The organism is Pseudomonas sp. 1121_17, assembly GCF_052850745.1.
In genome coordinates this window covers 347,131-366,360 of record NZ_VXCX01000003.1, presented here as the reverse complement: position 1 = coordinate 366,360, position 19,230 = coordinate 347,131, and the positions used below count along the sequence as shown (strand labels likewise).

Sequence of the window (19,230 nt, the reverse complement as noted above, 5' to 3'; positions counted from 1 at the left end):
TTTTGCATTGAGCGGTGCGCCGTGGATGAGTATAATGGCGCGCTTCCAATTTTCCCGCCCGGGAGCCCCCGCGATGCTGCGTATCAGCCAAGAAGCACTGACCTTCGACGACATTCTCCTTGTACCTGGTTATTCCGAGGTACTGCCCAATGAAGTCAGTCTCAAGACCCGTTTGACCCGTGGCATCGAGCTGAACATTCCGCTGGTATCCGCTGCCATGGACACCGTTACCGAAGCCCGCCTGGCCATCGCCATGGCGCAGGAAGGCGGTATCGGCATCATCCACAAGAACATGACCATCGAACAACAGGCCAGCGAAGTGCGCAAGGTCAAGAAGTTCGAGGCTGGCGTGGTCAAGGACCCGATCACCATCGAGGCCGACGCCACCGTGCGTGACCTGTTCGACCTGACCCGCCTGAACAACATCTCTGGTGTTCCGGTGCTGGCCAACGGCGACCTGGTCGGTATCGTCACTTCCCGTGACGTGCGCTTCGAGACCCGTCTGGACGCCAAGGTGCGTGATGTGATGACGCCAAAAGAGCGTCTGGTCACCGTCCGCGAAGGCGCCGACAAGAACGAAGTCCGCGAGCTGCTGCACAAGCACCGCCTGGAAAAAGTTCTGATCGTTGACGGCAACTTCAGCCTCAAGGGCATGATGACCGTCAAGGACATCGAAAAGGCCAAGGCCTACCCGCTGGCGAGCAAGGACGACCAGGGTCGTCTGCGCGTCGGCGCTGCGGTCGGCACCGGCAAGGACACCGGCGAGCGCGTTGCTGCGCTGGTTGCTGCCGGCGTTGACGTGGTGGTGGTCGACACCGCCCACGGTCACTCCAAAGGCGTGATCGACCGCGTTCGCTGGGTCAAGGAAACCTATCCACACGTGCAGGTGATCGGCGGCAACATCGCCACCGGCGCTGCTGCCAAGGCCCTTGCTGAAGCTGGCGCTGACGCAGTCAAGGTCGGTATCGGCCCAGGCTCGATCTGCACCACGCGTATCGTCGCTGGTGTCGGTGTGCCGCAGATCAGCGCCATCGCCAACGTTGCCGCTGCCCTTGAAGGCACCGGCGTACCACTGATCGCCGACGGCGGCATCCGCTTCTCCGGTGACCTGTCCAAGGCCATCGTCGCTGGCGCCTCGTGCGTGATGATGGGTTCGATGTTTGCCGGTACTGAAGAAGCACCAGGCGAAGTCGAGCTGTTCCAGGGGCGTTCCTACAAGGCTTACCGCGGCATGGGTTCGCTGGGTGCAATGGCTCAGGCGCAAGGTTCGTCCGACCGTTACTTCCAGGATTCCTCGGCCGGCGCAGAGAAGCTGGTCCCGGAAGGCATCGAAGGCCGCGTACCGTACAAGGGCGCACTGGCTGCAATCATTCACCAGCTGATGGGCGGCCTGCGTTCGTCCATGGGCTACACCGGCAGTGCCACCATCGAAGAGATGCGCACCAAGCCTGAGTTTGTACGCATCACCGGTGCCGGCATGGCCGAGTCCCACGTGCATGACGTGCAGATCACCAAGGAAGCGCCAAACTACCGCGTAGGCTGAGGCTTCCAGCATCATTAGCAAGCGGGGCTGTTACGACAGCCCCGTGTTGTTTCCGATTTCCACTGACGAGATTGAGTCATGGCCCTCGACATTCACGCTCACCGCATCCTGATCCTCGACTTCGGTTCCCAGTACACCCAGCTGATCGCCCGCCGCGTGCGCGAGATCGGTGTCTACTGCGAGCTGCACCCGTTCGACATGGACGATGAAGCGATCCGCGAATTCAACCCGCGCGGCATCATCCTCGCTGGCGGCCCAGAGTCGGTCCACGAAGCCAACAGCCCACGTGCGCCGCAAGCGGTGTTCGACCTCAACGTACCGGTGCTGGGCATCTGCTACGGCATGCAGACCATGGCCGAGCAGATGGGCGGCAAGGTTGAAGGCTCCGAGCTGCGCGAATTCGGCTACGCCCGCGTTGACGTGGTCGGCAAGAGCCGCCTGCTCGACGGCATCGAAGACCATGTAGACGCCGACGGCGTATTCGGTCTCGATGTCTGGATGAGCCACGGTGACAAGGTCACCCGCATGCCAGAGAACTTCCACGTTCTGGCCAGCACCCCAAGCTGCCCGATCGCCGGCATGTTCGACGACAGCCGCGGCTACTACGGCGTGCAGTTCCACCCTGAAGTGACCCACACCAAGCAGGGCGGACGCATCCTGTCGCGCTTCATCCTCGACATCTGCGGCTGCGAAGCGCTGTGGACCTCGTCCAACATCGTTGAAGATGCCATCGCTCAGGTTCGCGCCCAGGTCGGCACTGCCAACGTTCTGCTCGGCCTGTCCGGCGGCGTCGACTCGTCGGTGGTTGCGGCGCTGCTGCACCGCGCCATTGGCGACCAGCTGACCTGCGTATTCGTCGACAACGGTCTGCTGCGCCTGCACGAAGGTGAGCAAGTGATGGCCATGTTCGCCGAGAACATGGGCGTCAAGGTGATCCGCGCCAACGCCGAAGCTCAGTTCCTGGGCAACCTGGAAGGCGAAGCCGACCCGGAGAAAAAGCGCAAAATCATCGGCCGCACCTTCATCGACGTGTTCGATGCCGAAGCCAGCAAACTGGAAAACATCCAGTTCCTCGCCCAAGGCACCATCTACCCCGACGTGATTGAGTCGGCTGGCGCCAAGAGCGGCAAGGCCCACGTGATCAAGTCGCACCACAACGTCGGCGGCCTGCCAGAGGAAATGAACCTCAAGCTGGTCGAGCCGCTGCGTGAGCTGTTCAAGGACGAAGTGCGCAAACTCGGCCTGGAACTCGGCCTGCCGTACGACATGGTCTACCGCCACCCGTTCCCAGGCCCGGGCCTGGGCGTACGTATCCTTGGTGAAGTGAAAAAGGAATACGCCGACATCCTCCGTCGTGCTGACCACATCTTCATCGAAGAACTACGCAAAGCCGACTGGTATCACAAGACCAGCCAGGCCTTCGTAGTGTTCCAGCCGGTCAAGTCGGTTGGTGTGGTCGGTGACGGCCGTCGCTACGCCTGGGTCGTCGCCCTGCGCGCCGTCGAGACCGTGGACTTCATGACCGCACGTTGGGCACACCTGCCTTACGAGCTGTTGGAAACGGTCAGCGGCCGGATCATCAACGAGATCGAGGGCATCTCGCGCGTTACTTATGACGTGTCGAGCAAGCCGCCGGCGACGATTGAGTGGGAATGATCTGCTAGCGCAGCGATTGAGAAACCGGCTTAGGCCGGTTTTTCTCTATCTGCGGGCGGTAAGCGAGGGCTACGAAGCAGCCCTGGCGTCCTCAAGTCAACCACAGCCTGAAACGACAAAGCCCGCATTCGCGGGCTTTGTCGTTTCAGGCGCAGGCCTCTATCAGAAGTCGTAACGCACGTTTGCGGTAAAGGTATCCGCGTCGAACCCACTGCTGGTCAGGTAGCTGTAGTTACCGCCCACGCTCCACGCGCCGACGCGGTAGTTGGCGCCCAGGCCCAGCTCGTAGCTATCACGCGCAGGTGTCGCACCGGTGGTGGTGAACGGCGTACCGCCGAGGACGAAGGTGGACGTGGTGGCGGTCTTGTCGCCGATAAAGTCGTGCCAGGCCATCAGCTTGGCTTCTGGTTCCAGCGTACCCACACCTACATCGAAGGCTGCTGCCAGGCGAGCGCCGAGGCCCATTTCGCCGATTTCGTAGCGTTGGCTGCCGACGTTGAGGGCGGCCGAGCTGCCTTTTTCACGGTACGAATCAATCGACACGTTTGCATAGCGTGCACCGACCTGAGGTTCCAGCAGCCATTGTTTGTCGAGCTGGAAGGTGTAGCCGGCCAGGGCGTTTACGCCGAAGATCTCACTGTCGAAGCTGGCCTTGGCGCGGGTGCCGGCAATGTATCGTTTGGACTCGTTGTCGTTCCAGCCATACATCAGCGAGGTGTCGACGAAGAAGTTGTCGTGGGTCCAGTTGCCGTACAAGGTCAGTGCATGGCCTTCGACATCGGTTTTGCTGCCCAGGTCGGATTTGACGTCGCTGGTCAGGTAGCTGTAGGCCAGGCCCACGGTGGTGTCGGCGTTGAGCTTGCCGTCCGCACCCACGGCGATGCCGTTGGTGTTGGCGTCGTAGCCGTCGATACCGTGGCGGCGGTCCTGGTTGGCATCGCTGGTCAGCGCTTGCAGCCATACGCCTTGCTCGGCCAGCACGTCACCGGAGGACAGACCGCTACGCGCCTTGCTGGCACGGCGGTTGATGGCACCGGCGACCAGGTTCTGGCTGTTGGTGGCGGCGTGGATTGCGCCACCGCTGACGTCTGGGGTCAGGGTTTCGGCCAGTTTGGCCAGCTCTTCACTGGTGGCGGCGTTGGCGAAACGCTGGAACACCGGGTCGCTTTCGTCCAGTTGGCCCATGACGGTGTTCTTGAACGGCTTGATGGCGTTCACTGCGTTGCGCGAACCACGCGCTTCGAGCAGGTTTTCCGTGATCACCTCATCGCTGCGGGTGGCAACCAGGGCTTTCACATCCTGGCCTTCGATGCCGAAGTTCTTCACTTCAAGCAGCGCCGAGGAGGAGACCACCGAGAGGTTCTCTGGGTCTTCCCAAGTGCCGGAGTTGAGCAGGGTATAGCGGGTGCCCTGGGCTGAGGTGCGGAAGTCGTCGGAGCGCGCCTGCAGTTCGATCTGGCTGCCGGCGGAGAAGAAGGTATTGCCGGTGACAGTCAGGATCGGCCTGTTCGGCAGGGTATCGTTGTCCAGCAGCAGGCGCAGGCGGGCGGTGTCGCTGTCCATGTCGAGGTCGCCGTCAATCGTCGTCTGCGGGCGCAGCAGGGTCAGGCGGCCGCCGTCGATATCGACGAAGCCGGCGCGGATGGTCGAGCCATCGAACATCGCCTCGCCTTGCACCAGCACACCACTCAAGCCCAGTACATCACCCTTTACCTGGCCGCCTTGCCAGTAAAAATACGATGGAGCTGCATCGTCATTGGCCTTGATTGCAGCCTCGCCGCCTTCGATCAGGCCAGCTGTCTGGGTGATGGCGAAGGTGTCGAAACCGGCAGCGGGATCCAGGCCGACGAAGTGAATGCCGATGCCTTCGCCGGAGATGGTTCCGCTGTTGTTGAGGTCGGTCTGAAACCTGTCGGTGATCTGACCGGTGAACTGAGCGTGGTCGATCTCGATACCGGCGGAGTCGAGGCCGCGCGCGGTAATGATGCCGGTGTTGTTGATGCGTGCCTGGGTCGAGGTGATCATCATGCCGTTGGCGTTTTCACCCGTGACGCTGATGTTGCCGCTGTTGTTCACTTCACCGGCGATGACCGCTCCGTACAGATCCAAGCCCATCGCGCCGGGACCGTCCACCGTGATGTTGCCCTGGTTTACCACGTCACCAGCGACGGTGGAACTCAGGGTCATGGAGATACCGCCCGCGTAGTCGGTCAGGCTCTTGGTTGTCAGGTTGATATTGCCCTGATTGACCAGATTGCCACCCAGGGTCACATCTTGCAGGTAGACACCCGCGCCCGTCGACGTTCCGGTGAAAGTGGCGTTGCCAAAGGTCTCATCGATGCTGATGAATTGGCCGGTGCTCAGGTCATAATTGACGTCGGCCATGGGAACGGCATTGGCTGCGGTAGTAGTGGTAGCCGCAATGGCGAGCGCGAGCAATGAGCGACGCATAGGAGAAATGTTCAAGGCAGTATCCTTACAGGGCGGAAACTGACATGGGAGGACCTACGCGTCAGCGTCTGTTTCAGGCATCCCTGCCAGCTTGTCAGTGAAGTGCTGAGTCAAGCGCGAGCGAATTTACACCAAACCATTAGGATGATTCATCCTTGATCGGATTTTTTAAGGGGAAAAATCCAATAAATGCGACCAGATAGCTATTTTCTAGAGCAATAAAGGATTAGTTAGCAATAAGCGGAACTTTGCCGTTCGTTAGATGGTCAACAGTGGTCTTTTTTTGCCAAGCCTCATTTGTCAGCGGAGTTTCAAGCCACTCAGACCATGCCGCTTCCCAGCCCTGGTCATGGCTGGCGCCGTCAATGCGGACCGTGTGGGAGAGGTAGGAATCAAGCGCTTGTTGGTATTTGTCAGCCAGAGTCGCTGGAATGATCTGGTCTGCTGTTCCAACCAGATGCCGCTGTGGAACAGAGGCGAGCTGAGACCGGTAGTCCAGTGGCTCCAGCGAACCGTCGAGTGGCGACAGGTTTTTCATTGCGGCCCACAAGCGCGGACTGAGATTGCCAGCCAGTGTCTGCACCTGGGTCACATCAGTCCGCTGGGCTGCCAACAGCAAGGCAAGCGCGGCGCCACCTGAATACCCCACCAGTTCGAATTCCTGGTTGCCATAGCGCTGTTTCAATTGGTCCAGCGCCTGGCTGAGGCGAGTGACCACGACCTGAGAAAACCGTCTGTTGGTCCACAGTTCTGGGCGGCACGCCGCGCTCATGACGAACTGGCAAGGGCGTGCCAGGTAGGCGTTTGGTGCCGGGTCGGCCAGCGCCAGCCGGGCCACCAACAGATTGTGCGGGCTCGGATCCAGGCTGGGTTGGCTGGCCGTGGCCCAGGCATGGCCGTCGCCTTCGAGGTAGACGCGCAGGCGAGTCTGGTTGCCTGCAGCGTGCGGTGTCAGTATCAGCAGCGGGAAGGCGCGTCCCGGCAGCACCTCAACCTGGCGACCCTGTGCGTCAGCTAGGTGCTGCAACGCCTCGCGCGGCGATTGGCAGGCCACAAGCAGCGCGCTTATGACCACCAGCCAGGCTTTACCGATGTGGACCAGTGCCTGAGAGTAGGGGGCGTATCTATTGCTCATCGGTTGTGGATTACCATGGCTGATATTGGATAAAGGATTGAAGGGAAGCATGGCCAAGTTCGACAAGGTACTTCTATGGTTGCTTGGAGTGGCAGTCTGGTTCGGTTGGTGCAAGTTGCGCGACGTCTTCCGATACTACAGAGCCAGATGATCCCTGGCACGCCAACACGCCCCGCTCAGGATTGAAATAAACAGCCCGCCACGGGCTTCAGGCTTGCTGGGAACGGTCGATAGCCTGACGATGCGCCCGCCGCGGCGATCGCAGCTCGTTCTCCCCCGTGCAGGTCCGTATATGAACTGGTTCCACGACGCCAAGATTTCAACCAAGTTGTATGTTGCATTCGCGCTATGCGCTTCCATCACGTTGATCGTTGGGATTATCGGTAGCCAGGGAATTGGCTCGTTGTCTACAAACTTGCAATCGGTCTTCAACAACAACCTGGTTTCTGTGTCCAAGACCGCAGAGGCGCGGTCCGATGCCATTGCCCAAAACCGCGATTTGTATCGTCTGCTGGCAGCTTCCATCGCAGGCAGCGACGCCGCTGAACGCAGCGCCATTGTTGCTTCCATGAATGAAAACCGCCAAACCAGCGAGCGCGCCTTCGCCGTTTACCGCGCCACAACGCTGGCGGATGACGAGCGTGCCGCGGGCGATCGCATGGAAAAGGACTGGCCAGCGTATCAGGCCATCATTGATCGTGTGGTGGCGACCATCGAGCGTGGTGATCTGGCCGCAGCCAAGCAGCTGATGGCTGGAGAATTGCACCAGGCGTATCGCACCGTGATGGACGAGATGGGGATCATCGTCAAGTCCAACAACCGCCAGATCGGCGAAGGTGCCCAGGATGCTCGCGACAGTGAAGCTGCTGCCAAGCTCAACCTTTACCTTGGCGTCGGCGCCGCCTTTGTCGCTGCGCTGCTGCTGGGTATTTTCATCAGCCGGGTGATCAGCGCGCCGATCGCATTGGCGGTCGGCAACGCACAGCGAATCGCCGGTGGCGATCTGAGCAAAACCATTGAAAGCGGCCATCGCGACGAAGGCGGCCAGTTGCTCGCGGCGTTAGGGGCGATGCAAAGCGGGCTCAAGGGCACTATCCAGCAGATTGCCAGCGCGGCAGATCAACTGGCTTCGGCAGCCGAAGAACTCAACGCGGTAACCGAAGAGAGCAGCCGCGGCCTGGTCCGTCAAAATGACGAAATCCAGCTGGCGGCTACCGCCGTCACCGAAATGAGCGCTGCAGTCGACGAAGTGGCGCGCAACGCCACCTCGACCTCCGAGGCTTCCCGCCACACCAGCAATGAAGCAGCCAGCGGCCGCGATCAGGCGCGAGAGGCGGTCAAGGCGATCACCAGTGTGAATGCCGAGATCGGCCAGTCGACTGTGATTGTCGATGAGTTGGCAGGCAGCGTGCGCGATATCGCCAAAGTCCTCGACGTCATCCGTGGTATCGCCGAGCAGACCAACCTGCTCGCGCTCAATGCGGCGATCGAGGCGGCGAGAGCAGGTGAGCAGGGCCGCGGTTTTGCTGTGGTGGCGGACGAAGTCAGAGCCCTGGCCGCGCGCACCCAAGCCTCCACCGGCGAGATCGAAGCGATGATCGTCAGTGTGCAATCGCGCGCCGACGACGCGGTCAAGGCCATGGGCAACAGCCGTGCCCTGGCCAGCAATACTCAGGAACTGGCCAAGGCCACTGGCGAATCGCTTGAGCGTATCGCTCAGAACATCGCTGGCATCAACGACCGCAACATGCTGATCGCTACCGCGTCCGAAGAGCAGGCCAACGTCGCGCGGGAAGTGGATCGTAACCTGGTCAACATTCAGGATCTTTCCACCCAGACCGCAGCAGGCGCCAACCAGACCAGCGCATCCAGCCAGGAGCTGTCGCGACTGGCGGTATCGTTCAATCAGCTGGTCAGCACCTTCAAGCTGTAAGCCGTGAACACTAGGGCTTGAACTTTGCCAGTCACTTGCATGGAGGTATGCAGGTGACTGGCAAGCGCTTGTCGGCAGCGTTTTCAATTAAGCTTGAGCCGTCACTCCCTACCGGAACCCTTGCAATGACGCTGACTATCCGCCCTGCCGCGCGCGCTGACGCTGCGCTGATCCTGCGTTTTATCACTGAACTGGCGATCTATGAAAAGGCCGAACACGAGGTCAAGACCGACGTCGCCGGGATCGAGAGCAGCCTGTTCGGCGAGCACAGTACGACCCATGGCCTGATCTGCGAGCTGGACGGCGAGCCGATTGGTTTTGCCGTGTATTTCTTCAATTACTCGACCTGGCTGGGCAAGCACGGCTTGTATCTGGAAGACCTGTACGTGTCGCCGCAACAGCGTGGTGCAGGCGCGGGCAAAGCATTGCTGCGCCATCTGGCGAAGATGGCAGTGGCACGCGGGTGCGGACGCTTTGAGTGGTCGGTGCTGGATTGGAATACCCCTGCGATCGAGTTCTACGAGTCGATTGGCGCCAAGGCGCAGGATGAGTGGATTGGCTATCGCCTGAGCGGGGCGGCGTTGATCGCGTTTGCCAACGGCTGATCAGGCGCCACGCGGCCCTGCGTAGGAGCGGCCTTGTTTCGCGAAAGGGTCGCGCAGCGGCCCCAGGATTTATGCAGCACCGCAAGATCGCCGGGCCCGCTTTGCGGGCCTTTCGCGACACAAGGCCGCTCCTACGCAGGGCGCGGTATCCCTGAGTGAAAAGTTCTTGTGGATTGTTATGTTATAACAACCGTAGAATCGCTCCTCGTCTTTGGCCACGCTCGCCCTCGATCAGGAGTAGTAATGAGAACCGCCCCGCTATCACTCGCCGCGCTGACCGCGCTGGTCATGACCGACCTTCATGCCAATCAAACCGGTAGCTCGGTTATTACCTTGGGCGAGATCAAGGTCTCGCAGGCAGCCGGCACGGCGCTGCGCACCGAGAACGTGCTGACCTCGGTCGATGTGCTGGGCGGCGATCAGGTCGAAGACAAGAACGTAATGAACAGCTGGCAGTTGCTCGGGCAGATGCCGGGCATCCAGTTGACTGAGACAGGGCAGGGCGCCGAGTCGGGCAAGGCGACCTTCCGCGCCTTCAACGGTGAGGGTTACATCAACGGCATCAAGATGCTCATCGATGGCATCCCGAGCAATGTCAACAGCGGCAACCAGCGCTTTGTCGACATGGTGTTCCCGCTCGACATCAGCTACATCGAAGTGGTCCGCGGCACCAACGACCCGCGCTACGGCCTGCACAACATCGGCGGCAACATCAACTACGTCACCCGCCAGGGTGGCAACTACATTGACAGCCGAGTCACTTACGGCAGTTTCGATACCCGTGAAGTACAGCTGGCAATCGGCCGTGAAGAAGGCAACTTCGCCCAGAACTACATTCTCGCCAAGCAGGACTCGGACGGCTTTCGCGACAACAGCAACTCCAACAAATACGCCCTTGGCGGCAAGTGGTTCGTCACCGATGACGAGCAGACCCTGCGCGTTGGCCTGATCGCCCGGTTGTATCACCACCAGGCCGAGGAAAGCGGCTTTCTCACCCGTGATGAACTGCGCGCCAGCCGCACCCAATCTCCGGCCAAGAACGCCAACGACGGTGATGACCGCGACATGAAGCAGCTGAGCCTGCACATGGACTGGCAACTCAACGATCAGCTGAGCATGAGCAACAAGCTCTACTACAACAGTTACAACGATGATCGCACCATCACCTTCACCGACTACCCGCTGGGCAACGCCCCGCGCCAGCGGCGCATGTGGGACGAGCAGCAGACTGGCCTGCTGAGCACGCTGACCTGGCGCGCCAACGACCTGTTGACCCTGGACGGCGGTATTAACGTAGAAGAGCAGGACAACACTTATCGCCGGCAACGCTACAGCTTTGGCGTGCCGACCGATTTCGATGCAGCCCCCGCGCGCATTCAGGACGACGACCACTACACCCTGCGCAACCTCGGTGGCTATATGCAGGCGATCATCCAGCCGACCGAGTCACTGAAGATCATCCCGGCCATGCGTGTCGACAAGTTCGACGGCAATACCACCACCCTCGGCGGCCAGAAGGCCTCGTTGCAGGACTACGGCTGGATCCAGCAGCCGAAGCTGAGCGTGGTCTACAGCGTCAGCGAAAGCGTCGACGTCTACGCCAACTGGGGCCGCACGTTCCAGATTCTTACCGGTAGCAGTTTCCCGGCCTACTTGAGCGCCGGCCAGGCCAGCTATGATCCGTCGATCAATACCGGCAAAGAACTGGGGGTCAAGTTCCGCCCGTTCTACGGCGCTGAGGCGCGCGTTTCCGTGTGGCAGCAGGATGCTACCGATGAAGTGGCCAATATGCCGGCCACCGGCACCTCGGTGGGGCTTGGCGAAACCCGGCGGCGCGGCATCGACCTGCAGCTCAACGCGCAATTGAACGAACAGTGGACGCTGTGGGGCTCGCACTCGATTCAGGAGGCCAAGGTGGTCAAGGCCTTCGCCGACACTGGCGAGTCGCTGGCGGGCAAGGAGGTATTTTCGACGCCGCGTTACATCAGCAACCTCGGCGCCGACTACCAGTACAACGATGACTGGCGCTTTGGCCTGCAGGCCCGGGCCCAGGGCGACTACTACATCGATGCGCAGAATCAGCAAGGCAAGTACGGTGGCTTTGCCGTGCTGGATGCCAGCGTGCGCTACCGTATCTCCAGCGCGACCAGTGTCGACCTGCAACTGAAGAACCTTACTGATCGCGAGTACGAATACGTCTGGTACGACAACTTCTTCTGGGGCGGCGACGATCAGCCGATGTTTTCGCCAGCACCGGGCCGCTCGGCGTTTGTCTCGCTCAACATGAAGTTGTAAAGCCTGACCAGCTGGGGTTCGAAGGTGAAGACCAGCAACACTTCACTTAATCTTTCGCATTTGCAGGTGTATCGTATTCGCCCTTCATTGCCCGCCCCGTGCTGGCAGACTGATCGCGTATAACGAGGTACCTCCACCGATGTCCTTTACCCGTCGACAAATGCTCAAGGGCCTGACTGGCCTGGTCGTGGTTGGCCTGGGCGCTGGAGGCGCAGCGCGCTACTGGCTGGGCAAGGTCGAGGACGACAACGCCGGACATGACTACGAGCTGATCGCCGCGCCGCTTGAAGTCGAGCTGGTAGCGGGATTCAAGACCGAGGCCTGGGCCTTTGGCCCAACGGCGCCGGGCACCGAGCTGCGGGTCCGCCAGGGCACCTGGCTGCGGGTGCGCTTCATCAACCACCTGCCGGTCGAAACCACAATCCATTGGCACGGTATCCGCCTGCCGCTGGAAATGGACGGCGTGCCCTATGTCTCGCAACTGCCGGTCAAGCCCGGCGAGTACTTCGACTACAAGTTCCGCGTGCCGGACGCCGGCAGCTACTGGTATCACCCGCACGTGAGCAGCTCCGAGGAGCTTGGTCGAGGCCTGGTCGGCCCACTGATCGTCGAAGAGCGCGAGCCCACCGGCTTCAAGCATGAGCGCACGCTGAGCCTGAAAAACTGGCACGTCGACGAGCAGGGCGGGTGGCTGCCTTTCAGCATCCCCCGTGAAGCTGCGCGCAATGGCACCGCTGGGCGCTTGATCACCATCAACGGCCAGGCCGACTCGGTCACCGAGCTGCCGGCCGGGCAGGTCGTGCGCGTGCGCCTGCTCAACCTCGACAATACCTGGACCTACCGCATCAACCTGCGTGGCAACTGCGAGGCGATGATCTACGCCCTCGATGGCAACCCGGTCACGCCGCGGCCACTGGACGATGACTATTGGCTGGGCCCTGGCATGCGCATCTGCCTGGCGATCCGCATCCCTGAAGCCGGCGAGGAGATCTCCCTGCGCGACGGCTTTGTGCGCCTCGGCACCCTGCGCTCGGTTGCCAGCAGCGACGCCCCTGGCGAATGGCCGCCGGCATTACCGGCCAACCCGATCGCCGAACCAGACCTGGCCAACGCCGAGAAGATCAACTTCAATTTCGAGTGGGTCGGCAAGGTCTCGGTCGATACCGACAGCGGCCGCCCGCCTAGCCTTTGGCAGATCAACGGCAAGGCCTGGGACATCACCGACAAGACCTGCGCCGACCGCCCGATCGCCACATTGGAAAAGGGCAAGAGCTACATCTTCGAGCTGAAGAACATGACCCAGTACCAGCACCCGATTCACTTGCATGGAATGAGCTTCAAGGTGCTCAGCTCCAACCGGCACAAAATCACCGAGCCGTGGTTCACCGACACCTACCTGCTGGGCAAGAACGAGCGCGCCCAGGTGGCCCTGGTGGCTGATAACCCGGGTACCTGGATGTTCCATTGCCACGTCATCGACCACATGGAAACCGGCCTGATGGCCGCGATTGCGGTGGTCTGATGCGCGCGCAGATTATCGATCGCAGCCGTGATCAGGCCTTTATGCAGATGGCCCTGGAGCTGGCTGCACAAGGTGCGGCGTTGGGCGAAGTGCCGGTTGGCGCGGTGCTGGTGCAGGGTGGCGAAGTGATCGGCAGCGGCTTCAACCGACCGATCACCGACAGCGACCCCAGCGCCCACGCCGAGATGGTCGCCATTCGCGCCGCAGCGCAGGCGGCCAGCAACTACCGGCTGCCCGGCAGCACGCTGTACGTGACCCTGGAGCCGTGCAGTATGTGCGCAGGTTTGATCGTTCATTCGCGGGTGGCGCGGGTGGTCTATGGGGCGCTGGAACCGAAAGCGGGGATCGTGCAGAGCCAGGGGCAGTTCTTTACCCAGGGCTTTCTCAACCATCGGGTGCTGTTCGAAGGTGGGGTGCTGGCGCAGGAATGCGGGCAGATACTCAGCGATTTCTTCAAGGCGCGGCGGGCAAAAGCTTCGAGCTGAGCCGGTTACATCGGCGGTGACTGTTCCGCCGGCTTGTCCTTGTTGACCCCTGGCACATGCAGGTTGCCCTCGGCGACCTGGCCTTCGAGCTGCGGCTGGGTCACCCAGGTCAGGATGTCGTAGTAGCGGCGGATGTTGGCGACAAAATGCACCGGCTCGCCGCCGCGGGCGTAGCCATAGCGGGTCTTGCTGTACCACTGCTTCTGCGACAGGCGCGGCAGCATCTTCTTTACGTCCAGCCATTTGTTCGGGTTCAGGCCTTCGCGCTTGGCCAAGGTGCGGGCGTCTTCCAGATGGCCGCTGCCGACGTTGTAGCCGGCCAGGGCGAACCAGGTACGGTCCGGCTCCTTGATGCTGTCGTCGAGCTGTTCCTTGACCAGCATGAAGTACTTGGCGCCGCCGGTGATGCTCTGCTTGGGATCCAGCCGGTTGGACACGCCCATCGCCTGCGCGGTGCGCTGGGTCAGCATCATCAGCCCGCGCACGCCGGTCTTGGAGGTCACCTCAGGCTGCCACATCGACTCCTGATAGCCGATTGCTGCAAGCAGGCGCCAATCGACCTGCTCGACCTTGGCCGAGGCCTTGAAGTGCTTTTCATACTTGGGCAGGCGCTGTTGCAAATGCTGGGCGAAGGTGTAGGCGCCGACGTAACCGAGGACGTCGACGTGGCCGTAGTAACGATCCTTGAGGCGCTGCAGGGTGCCGTTTTTTTGTGCTTTGTCGAGGAACTCGTTGACCTCGTTGAGCAGGCTGTTGTCTTCGCCCGCGGCGACTGCCCAGCGCTGATCACGACTGTCGCCCAGGTCAAAGGCAACCCGTACATTGGGGAAGTACACCTGGTTCATCGCCAGCTCGTTGGAGTCGACCAGGGTCAGGTCAATCTGGCCTTCATCGACCATGCGCAGCAGGTCGACTACTTCAACGGCGTCGGATTCTTCGTATTCCAGGGTCGGGTACTGTTTTTTCAGCGCCGCCAGCTGCTCGGCGTGGCTGCTGCCCTTGAGCACCATGATCTTCTTGCCGATGAGGCCCTTGGCCTGGGTTGGCCGCGAGCGGCCATTGCGGTAGATGACCTGCGGAGTGACTTCGAGGTACGGATGCGAAAATTTTGCCTGGATGTTGCGCTTTTCGCTGCTGACCAGGCCCGCCGCTGCCAGTACCGGGCCGGACGGTTTGCCAAGTTGATCGAACATTTCGTCGATGTTGTCGGCGGTTTCGATCTCCAGCTTCACCCCTAGGTCATCGGCAAAACGCTTGACCAGCTCGTATTCGAAGCCGGTTTCTCCGTTGCGGTCCTGGAAGTAAGTGGCCGGGCTGTTGCGGGTAATCACGCGCAGCACGCCGTCTTCCTTGACGCGCTCGAGGGTGCTGGGTTTTTCAACACAGGCACCGAGCATCAGGAAGAGGCCGGTTGCGAAGAGCCATTGGGCGCAACGCTTGCGCAAAGCAGTGGGGGCGAACATAGCTTGCAGTATACGCAAAGGGCCGCAACTGCCATATCTCGACAACGTTGGGCAGGTCTGCTAGCAGATTGGCCAGGGATTTATTGATGGCCGAGCAAAACCGGCAAAAAGCCCTGACTTTTCTGACCCCGGAGTCCGGTTCAGCCGCCCGGCAGCATTGCCTTGCAGCGGGTGCCCAATCGCGCGAATTACGCTAGAATGCACGGCCTCTAAGCACACCCCTTCCTGAGGCTGTCCCGACGATGTTGATCCTGCGCGGCGCTCCTGCCCTTTCTGCCTTTCGCCACGGTAAGCTACTCGAGCAACTGAGCCAGAAAGTCCCCGCTGTTACCGGCTTGTATGCCGAATTTGCCCACTTCGCCGACGTCGATGGTGAGCTGACCGCCGACCAGCAGCAAGTGTTGGCCCGTCTGCTCAAGTACGGGCCGAGCGTGCCGGTACAAGAGCCGACTGGTCGCCTGTTCCTGGTAGTGCCGCGCCTGGGCACGATTTCGCCCTGGGCCAGCAAGGCCAGTGACATCGCCCATAACTGCGGCCTGCAGAGCATTCAGCGCCTGGAGCGCGGCATTGCCTTCTACGTGGCCGGTGACCTCAGCGAGGCCGACGCGCAAGAAGTTGCCGCCGCGCTGCATGACCGCATGACCCAGCGCGTGCTGACCCAGCTGGAGCAGGCAGGCGATCTGTTCAGCCATGCCCAGCCCAAGCCGATGACCTCGGTCGACGTGCTCGGCGGTGGCCGTGCAGCTCTGGCGCAGGCCAATATCGACCTCGGTCTGGCCCTGGCCGAAGACGAGATCGATTACCTGGTCAACGCCTTCCAGGGGCTCAAGCGCAACCCGAACGACATCGAACTGATGATGTTCGCCCAGGCCAACTCCGAGCATTGCCGACACAAGATCTTCAATGCCACCTGGGACATTGACGGCCAGGCGCAGGACAAGAGCCTGTTCGGCATGATCAAGAACACCTACCAGATGCACAGCGAAGGCGTGTTGTCGGCTTACAAGGACAACGCCTCGGTGATCGTCGGCAGCGTGGCCGGGCGCTTCTTCCCGAACCCTGAAACCCGCCAGTACGGCGCGGTGCAGGAGCCGGTGCACATCCTCATGAAGGTCGAGACGCACAACCACCCGACCGCCATTTCGCCATTCTCCGGCGCGTCCACCGGTTCTGGTGGCGAGATCCGTGACGAAGGTGCGACCGGTCGCGGCGCCAAGCCCAAGGCTGGCCTGACCGGCTTTACCGTGTCCAACCTGCGTATCCCAGGCTTCGAACAGCCGTGGGAGAAGCCATACGGCAAGCCAGAGCGCATCGTCAACGCCCTCGACATCATGGTCGAAGGCCCGCTCGGCGGCGCCGCGTTCAACAATGAATTCGGCCGTCCGGCCCTGACCGGCTATTTCCGTACTTTCGAGCAGTCGATCCAGACCCCTCACGGTGAAGAAGTGCGCGGCTACCACAAGCCGATCATGCTGGCCGGCGGCCTGGGCAACATTCGTGAAGATCACGTGCAAAAGGCCGAGATCACCGTGGGCGCCAAGCTGATCGTGCTCGGCGGCCCAGCCATGCTGATCGGCCTGGGTGGCGGCGCGGCGTCGTCGGTTGCCACCGGCGCCAGCTCGGCTGACCTCGACTTCGCTTCCGTTCAACGGGAAAACCCGGAAATGGAGCGCCGCTGCCAGGAAGTCATCGACCGCTGCTGGCAGCTGGGCGACGACAACCCGATCGCCTTCATCCATGACGTCGGCGCGGGCGGCATTTCCAACGCCTTCCCGGAACTGGTCAACGACGGAGGTCGTGGTGGCCGCTTCGAACTGCGCAACGTGCCCAACGACGAGCCGGGCATGGCCCCGCACGAAATCTGGAGCAACGAATCGCAAGAGCGTTACGTGATGGCGGTCGATGCGGCCAACTTCGAGCGTTTCAAGGCCATCTGCGAACGTGAGCGCTGCCCGTTTGCGGTGGTCGGCGAAGCCACTGCCGAACCGCACCTGACTGTTACCGACAGCCACTTTGGCAACACCCCGGTCGACATGCCGCTCGACGTCCTGCTCGGCAAGCCGCCGCGCATGCACCGTTCGGTCACTCGCGAAGAAGAGCTTGGCGATGAGTTCGACCCAAGCACGCTGGACCTGGCCGACTCGGTCGAGCGCGTGCTGCACCACCCGGCGGTGGCCAGCAAGAGCTTCCTGATCACCATCGGCGACCGCACCATCACCGGCCTGGTTGCACGCGACCAGATGGTCGGCCCATGGCAGGTTCCGGTAGCGGATTGCGCCGTAACCGCGACCAGCTTCGACGTCTACACCGGCGAAGCCATGGCGATGGGCGAGCGTACCCCGCTGGCCCTGCTGGATGCCCCGGCCTCCGGCCGCATGGCGGTCGGTGAGGCGCTGACCAACCTGGCTGCTGCGCGCATCGACAAGCTGTCCGACATCAAACTGTCGGCCAACTGGATGTCGGCTGCCGGCCACCCGGGTGAAGATGCCCGCCTGTTCGACGCCGTACGTGCCGTCGGCATGGAACTGTGCCCTGAGCTGGGTCTGACCATTCCAGTGGGCAAGGACTCCATGTCGATGAAGACCCAGTGGAGCGAGCAGGGCGCGCAAAAAAGCGTGACCTCGCCGATGTCGCTGATCATCAGCGGCTTCGCCCCGGTGGTCGACGTACGCCAGACCCTGACCCCGCAATTGCGCATGGACAAGGGCGAAACCGACCTGATCCTGATCGACCTGGGCCGCGGCAAAAACCGCATGGGCGCGTCGATCCTGGCGCAGACCCACGGCAAGCTGGCGGCGCAAGCACCGGACGTCGACGACGCTGAAGACCTCAAGGCCTTCTTCGCCGTGATCCAGGGCCTCAACGCCGATGGTCACCTGCTGGCCTACCACGACCGTTCCGACGGCGGCCTGCTGACCACCGTGCTGGAAATGGCCTTCGCCGGCCATTGCGGTCTGGACCTTGAACTCGACACCCTGACCAGCAAGCGCGAAAAAGTCGCGGCGATTCTCTTCAACGAAGAGCTCGGCGCGGTCATCCAGGTTCGCCAAGATGCCACCCCGGACGTGCTGGCGCAGTTCAGCGCTGCTGGCCTGGGCGATGATTGCGTGGCCGTGATCGGTCAGCCGATCAACAACAGCGAAGTGCTGATCAAGCTCGCCGGCGAAGCCGTATTCACCGGTGATCGCGGCCAGCTGCAGCGCGAGTGGGCCAAGACCAGCTATCAGATCCAGCGCCTGCGTGACAACGTCGACTGCGCTGATCAGGAATACGCCGGCCTGCTGGTTGAAGACAACCCAGGCCTGAACGTCAAGCTTGGTTTCGACGTCAACCATGACATCGCGGCGCCGTACATCAAAAAAGGCATCCGCCCGCAAGTGGCAGTCCTGCGTGAGCAGGGCGTCAATGGCCAGGTCGAGATGGCTGCGGCGTTCGACCGTGCCGGCTTCAACGCCGTCGACGTGCACATGAGCGATATCCTTGCCGGTCGTGTTGACCTGGAAGCGTTCAAAGGCCTGGTTGCCTGCGGCGGTTTCTCTTACGGCGACGTGCTCGGTGCCGGTGAGGGCTGGGCCAAGTCGGCGCTGTTCAACAGCCGCGCGCGGGATGCCTTCCAGGCATTCTTCGAGCGTGACGACAGCTTCACCCTGGGTGTGTGCAACGGTTGCCAGATGATGTCCAACCTGCACGAGCTGATCCCGGGCAGCGAGCTGTGGCCGCACTTCGTGCGTAACCGCTCCGAGCAGTTCGAAGCCCGTGTGGCGATGGTCGAGGTGCAGAAGTCCAACTCGATCTTCCTGCAGGGCATGGCCGGTTCGCATATGCCGATCGCCATCGCCCACGGTGAAGGCCACGCCGAGTTCGCCGACCCGGCCGCGCTGCTTGCAGCCGACCAGTCTGGCTGCGTGGCGCTGCGCTTTGTCGACAACCACGGCAAGGTCACCGAAGCCTACCCGGCCAACCCGAACGGCTCACCGCGTGGCATCACCGGTCTCACCAGCCGCGATGGCCGCGTGACGATCATGATGCCGCACCCTGAGCGGGTATTCCGCGCAGTGCAGAACTCGTGGCGTCCAGACGACTGGCAGGAAGATGCGGCGTGGATGCGCATGTTCCGCAACGCGCGGGTTTGGGTGAACTAA

The 19,230-nt window shown here is 61.7% G+C and carries 11 protein-coding genes; 8 read left to right on the top strand and 3 right to left on the bottom strand.

Annotated elements, in window-relative coordinates:
* Positions 1 to 73 precede the first annotated feature (73 nt).
* Both guaB and guaA read left to right on the top strand, forming a co-directional pair.
* Positions 74 to 1,543: an IMP dehydrogenase gene (guaB, locus tag FW789_RS09260; RefSeq protein WP_446431358.1), complete on the top strand. Its 1,470-nt coding sequence runs from the start codon at positions 74 to 76 to the stop codon at positions 1,541 to 1,543.
* Between the two features lie 78 nt (positions 1,544 to 1,621).
* Positions 1,622 to 3,199, top strand: coding sequence for a glutamine-hydrolyzing GMP synthase (gene guaA, locus FW789_RS09255; RefSeq protein WP_103436237.1), 1,578 nt, complete (start codon positions 1,622 to 1,624; stop codon positions 3,197 to 3,199).
* Between the two features lie 162 nt (positions 3,200 to 3,361).
* On the opposite strand, the gene FW789_RS09250 is transcribed toward guaA, so the two are convergent.
* Entirely contained in the window at positions 3,362 to 5,665 is a 2,304-nt protein-coding gene (locus tag FW789_RS09250; RefSeq protein ID WP_446431357.1) for an autotransporter outer membrane beta-barrel domain-containing protein, read from the bottom strand.
* 211 nt (positions 5,666 to 5,876) lie between these two features.
* Entirely contained in the window at positions 5,877 to 6,785 is a 909-nt protein-coding gene (locus FW789_RS09245; protein ID WP_411564976.1) for an alpha/beta hydrolase, read from the bottom strand.
* A gap of 292 nt (positions 6,786 to 7,077) precedes the next feature.
* Between FW789_RS09245 and FW789_RS09240 the strand changes: the two genes are divergently transcribed.
* The 5 genes from FW789_RS09240 to tadA all read left to right on the top strand — a co-directional run bounded on the left by FW789_RS09240 (position 7,078) and on the right by tadA (position 13,625).
* Positions 7,078 to 8,718: a methyl-accepting chemotaxis protein gene (locus FW789_RS09240; RefSeq protein WP_186697577.1), complete on the top strand. Its 1,641-nt coding sequence runs from the start codon at positions 7,078 to 7,080 to the stop codon at positions 8,716 to 8,718.
* Between the two features lie 125 nt (positions 8,719 to 8,843).
* Positions 8,844 to 9,323, top strand: coding sequence for a GNAT family N-acetyltransferase (locus FW789_RS09235; RefSeq protein ID WP_103436242.1), 480 nt, complete (start codon positions 8,844 to 8,846; stop codon positions 9,321 to 9,323).
* A gap of 243 nt (positions 9,324 to 9,566) precedes the next feature.
* Positions 9,567 to 11,618 carry a TonB-dependent receptor gene (locus FW789_RS09230; RefSeq protein WP_446431356.1) on the top strand — a complete coding sequence of 684 codons (2,052 nt, stop codon included), beginning with the start codon at positions 9,567 to 9,569 and terminating at the stop codon, positions 11,616 to 11,618.
* A 139-nt stretch (positions 11,619 to 11,757) separates the two neighbouring features.
* Complete coding sequence (locus FW789_RS09225; protein ID WP_411562112.1) at positions 11,758 to 13,140, top strand: multicopper oxidase family protein; 1,383 nt, start codon at positions 11,758 to 11,760, stop codon at positions 13,138 to 13,140.
* A complete protein-coding gene (tadA, locus tag FW789_RS09220; protein ID WP_101317025.1) occupies positions 13,140 to 13,625 on the top strand; it encodes a tRNA adenosine(34) deaminase TadA in 486 nt (161 codons plus the stop codon). The genes FW789_RS09225 and tadA overlap by 1 nt, the downstream gene beginning before the upstream one ends.
* Positions 13,626 to 13,630: 5 nt before the next feature.
* Here tadA and mltF read toward each other — a convergent pair whose 3' ends face one another.
* A complete protein-coding gene (gene mltF / locus FW789_RS09215) occupies positions 13,631 to 15,088 on the bottom strand; it encodes a membrane-bound lytic murein transglycosylase MltF (protein WP_427118510.1) in 1,458 nt (485 codons plus the stop codon).
* A gap of 242 nt (positions 15,089 to 15,330) precedes the next feature.
* Here mltF and purL point away from each other — a divergent pair, with 242 nt between their 5' ends.
* A complete protein-coding gene (gene purL, locus FW789_RS09210) occupies positions 15,331 to 19,230 on the top strand; it encodes a phosphoribosylformylglycinamidine synthase (RefSeq protein WP_411563718.1) in 3,900 nt (1,299 codons plus the stop codon).

Excerpts from the sequence above, each read along its gene's own strand:
- guaB (WP_446431358.1), top strand. The coding sequence starts at position 74 with ATGCTGCGTATCAGCCAAGAAGCACTGACCTTCGACGACATTCTCCTT.
- guaA (WP_103436237.1), top strand. The coding sequence starts at position 1,622 with ATGGCCCTCGACATTCACGCTCACCGCATCCTGATCCTCGACTTCGGT.
- FW789_RS09245 (WP_411564976.1), bottom strand. The coding sequence starts at position 6,785 with ATGAGCAATAGATACGCCCCCTACTCTCAGGCACTGGTCCACATCGGT.
- FW789_RS09240 (WP_186697577.1), top strand. The coding sequence starts at position 7,078 with ATGAACTGGTTCCACGACGCCAAGATTTCAACCAAGTTGTATGTTGCA.
- FW789_RS09235 (WP_103436242.1), top strand. The coding sequence starts at position 8,844 with ATGACGCTGACTATCCGCCCTGCCGCGCGCGCTGACGCTGCGCTGATC.
- FW789_RS09230 (WP_446431356.1), top strand. The coding sequence starts at position 9,567 with ATGAGAACCGCCCCGCTATCACTCGCCGCGCTGACCGCGCTGGTCATG.
- FW789_RS09225 (WP_411562112.1), top strand. The coding sequence starts at position 11,758 with ATGTCCTTTACCCGTCGACAAATGCTCAAGGGCCTGACTGGCCTGGTC.
- tadA (WP_101317025.1), top strand. The coding sequence starts at position 13,140 with ATGCGCGCGCAGATTATCGATCGCAGCCGTGATCAGGCCTTTATGCAG.
- mltF (WP_427118510.1), bottom strand. The coding sequence starts at position 15,088 with ATGTTCGCCCCCACTGCTTTGCGCAAGCGTTGCGCCCAATGGCTCTTC.
- purL (WP_411563718.1), top strand. The coding sequence starts at position 15,331 with ATGTTGATCCTGCGCGGCGCTCCTGCCCTTTCTGCCTTTCGCCACGGT.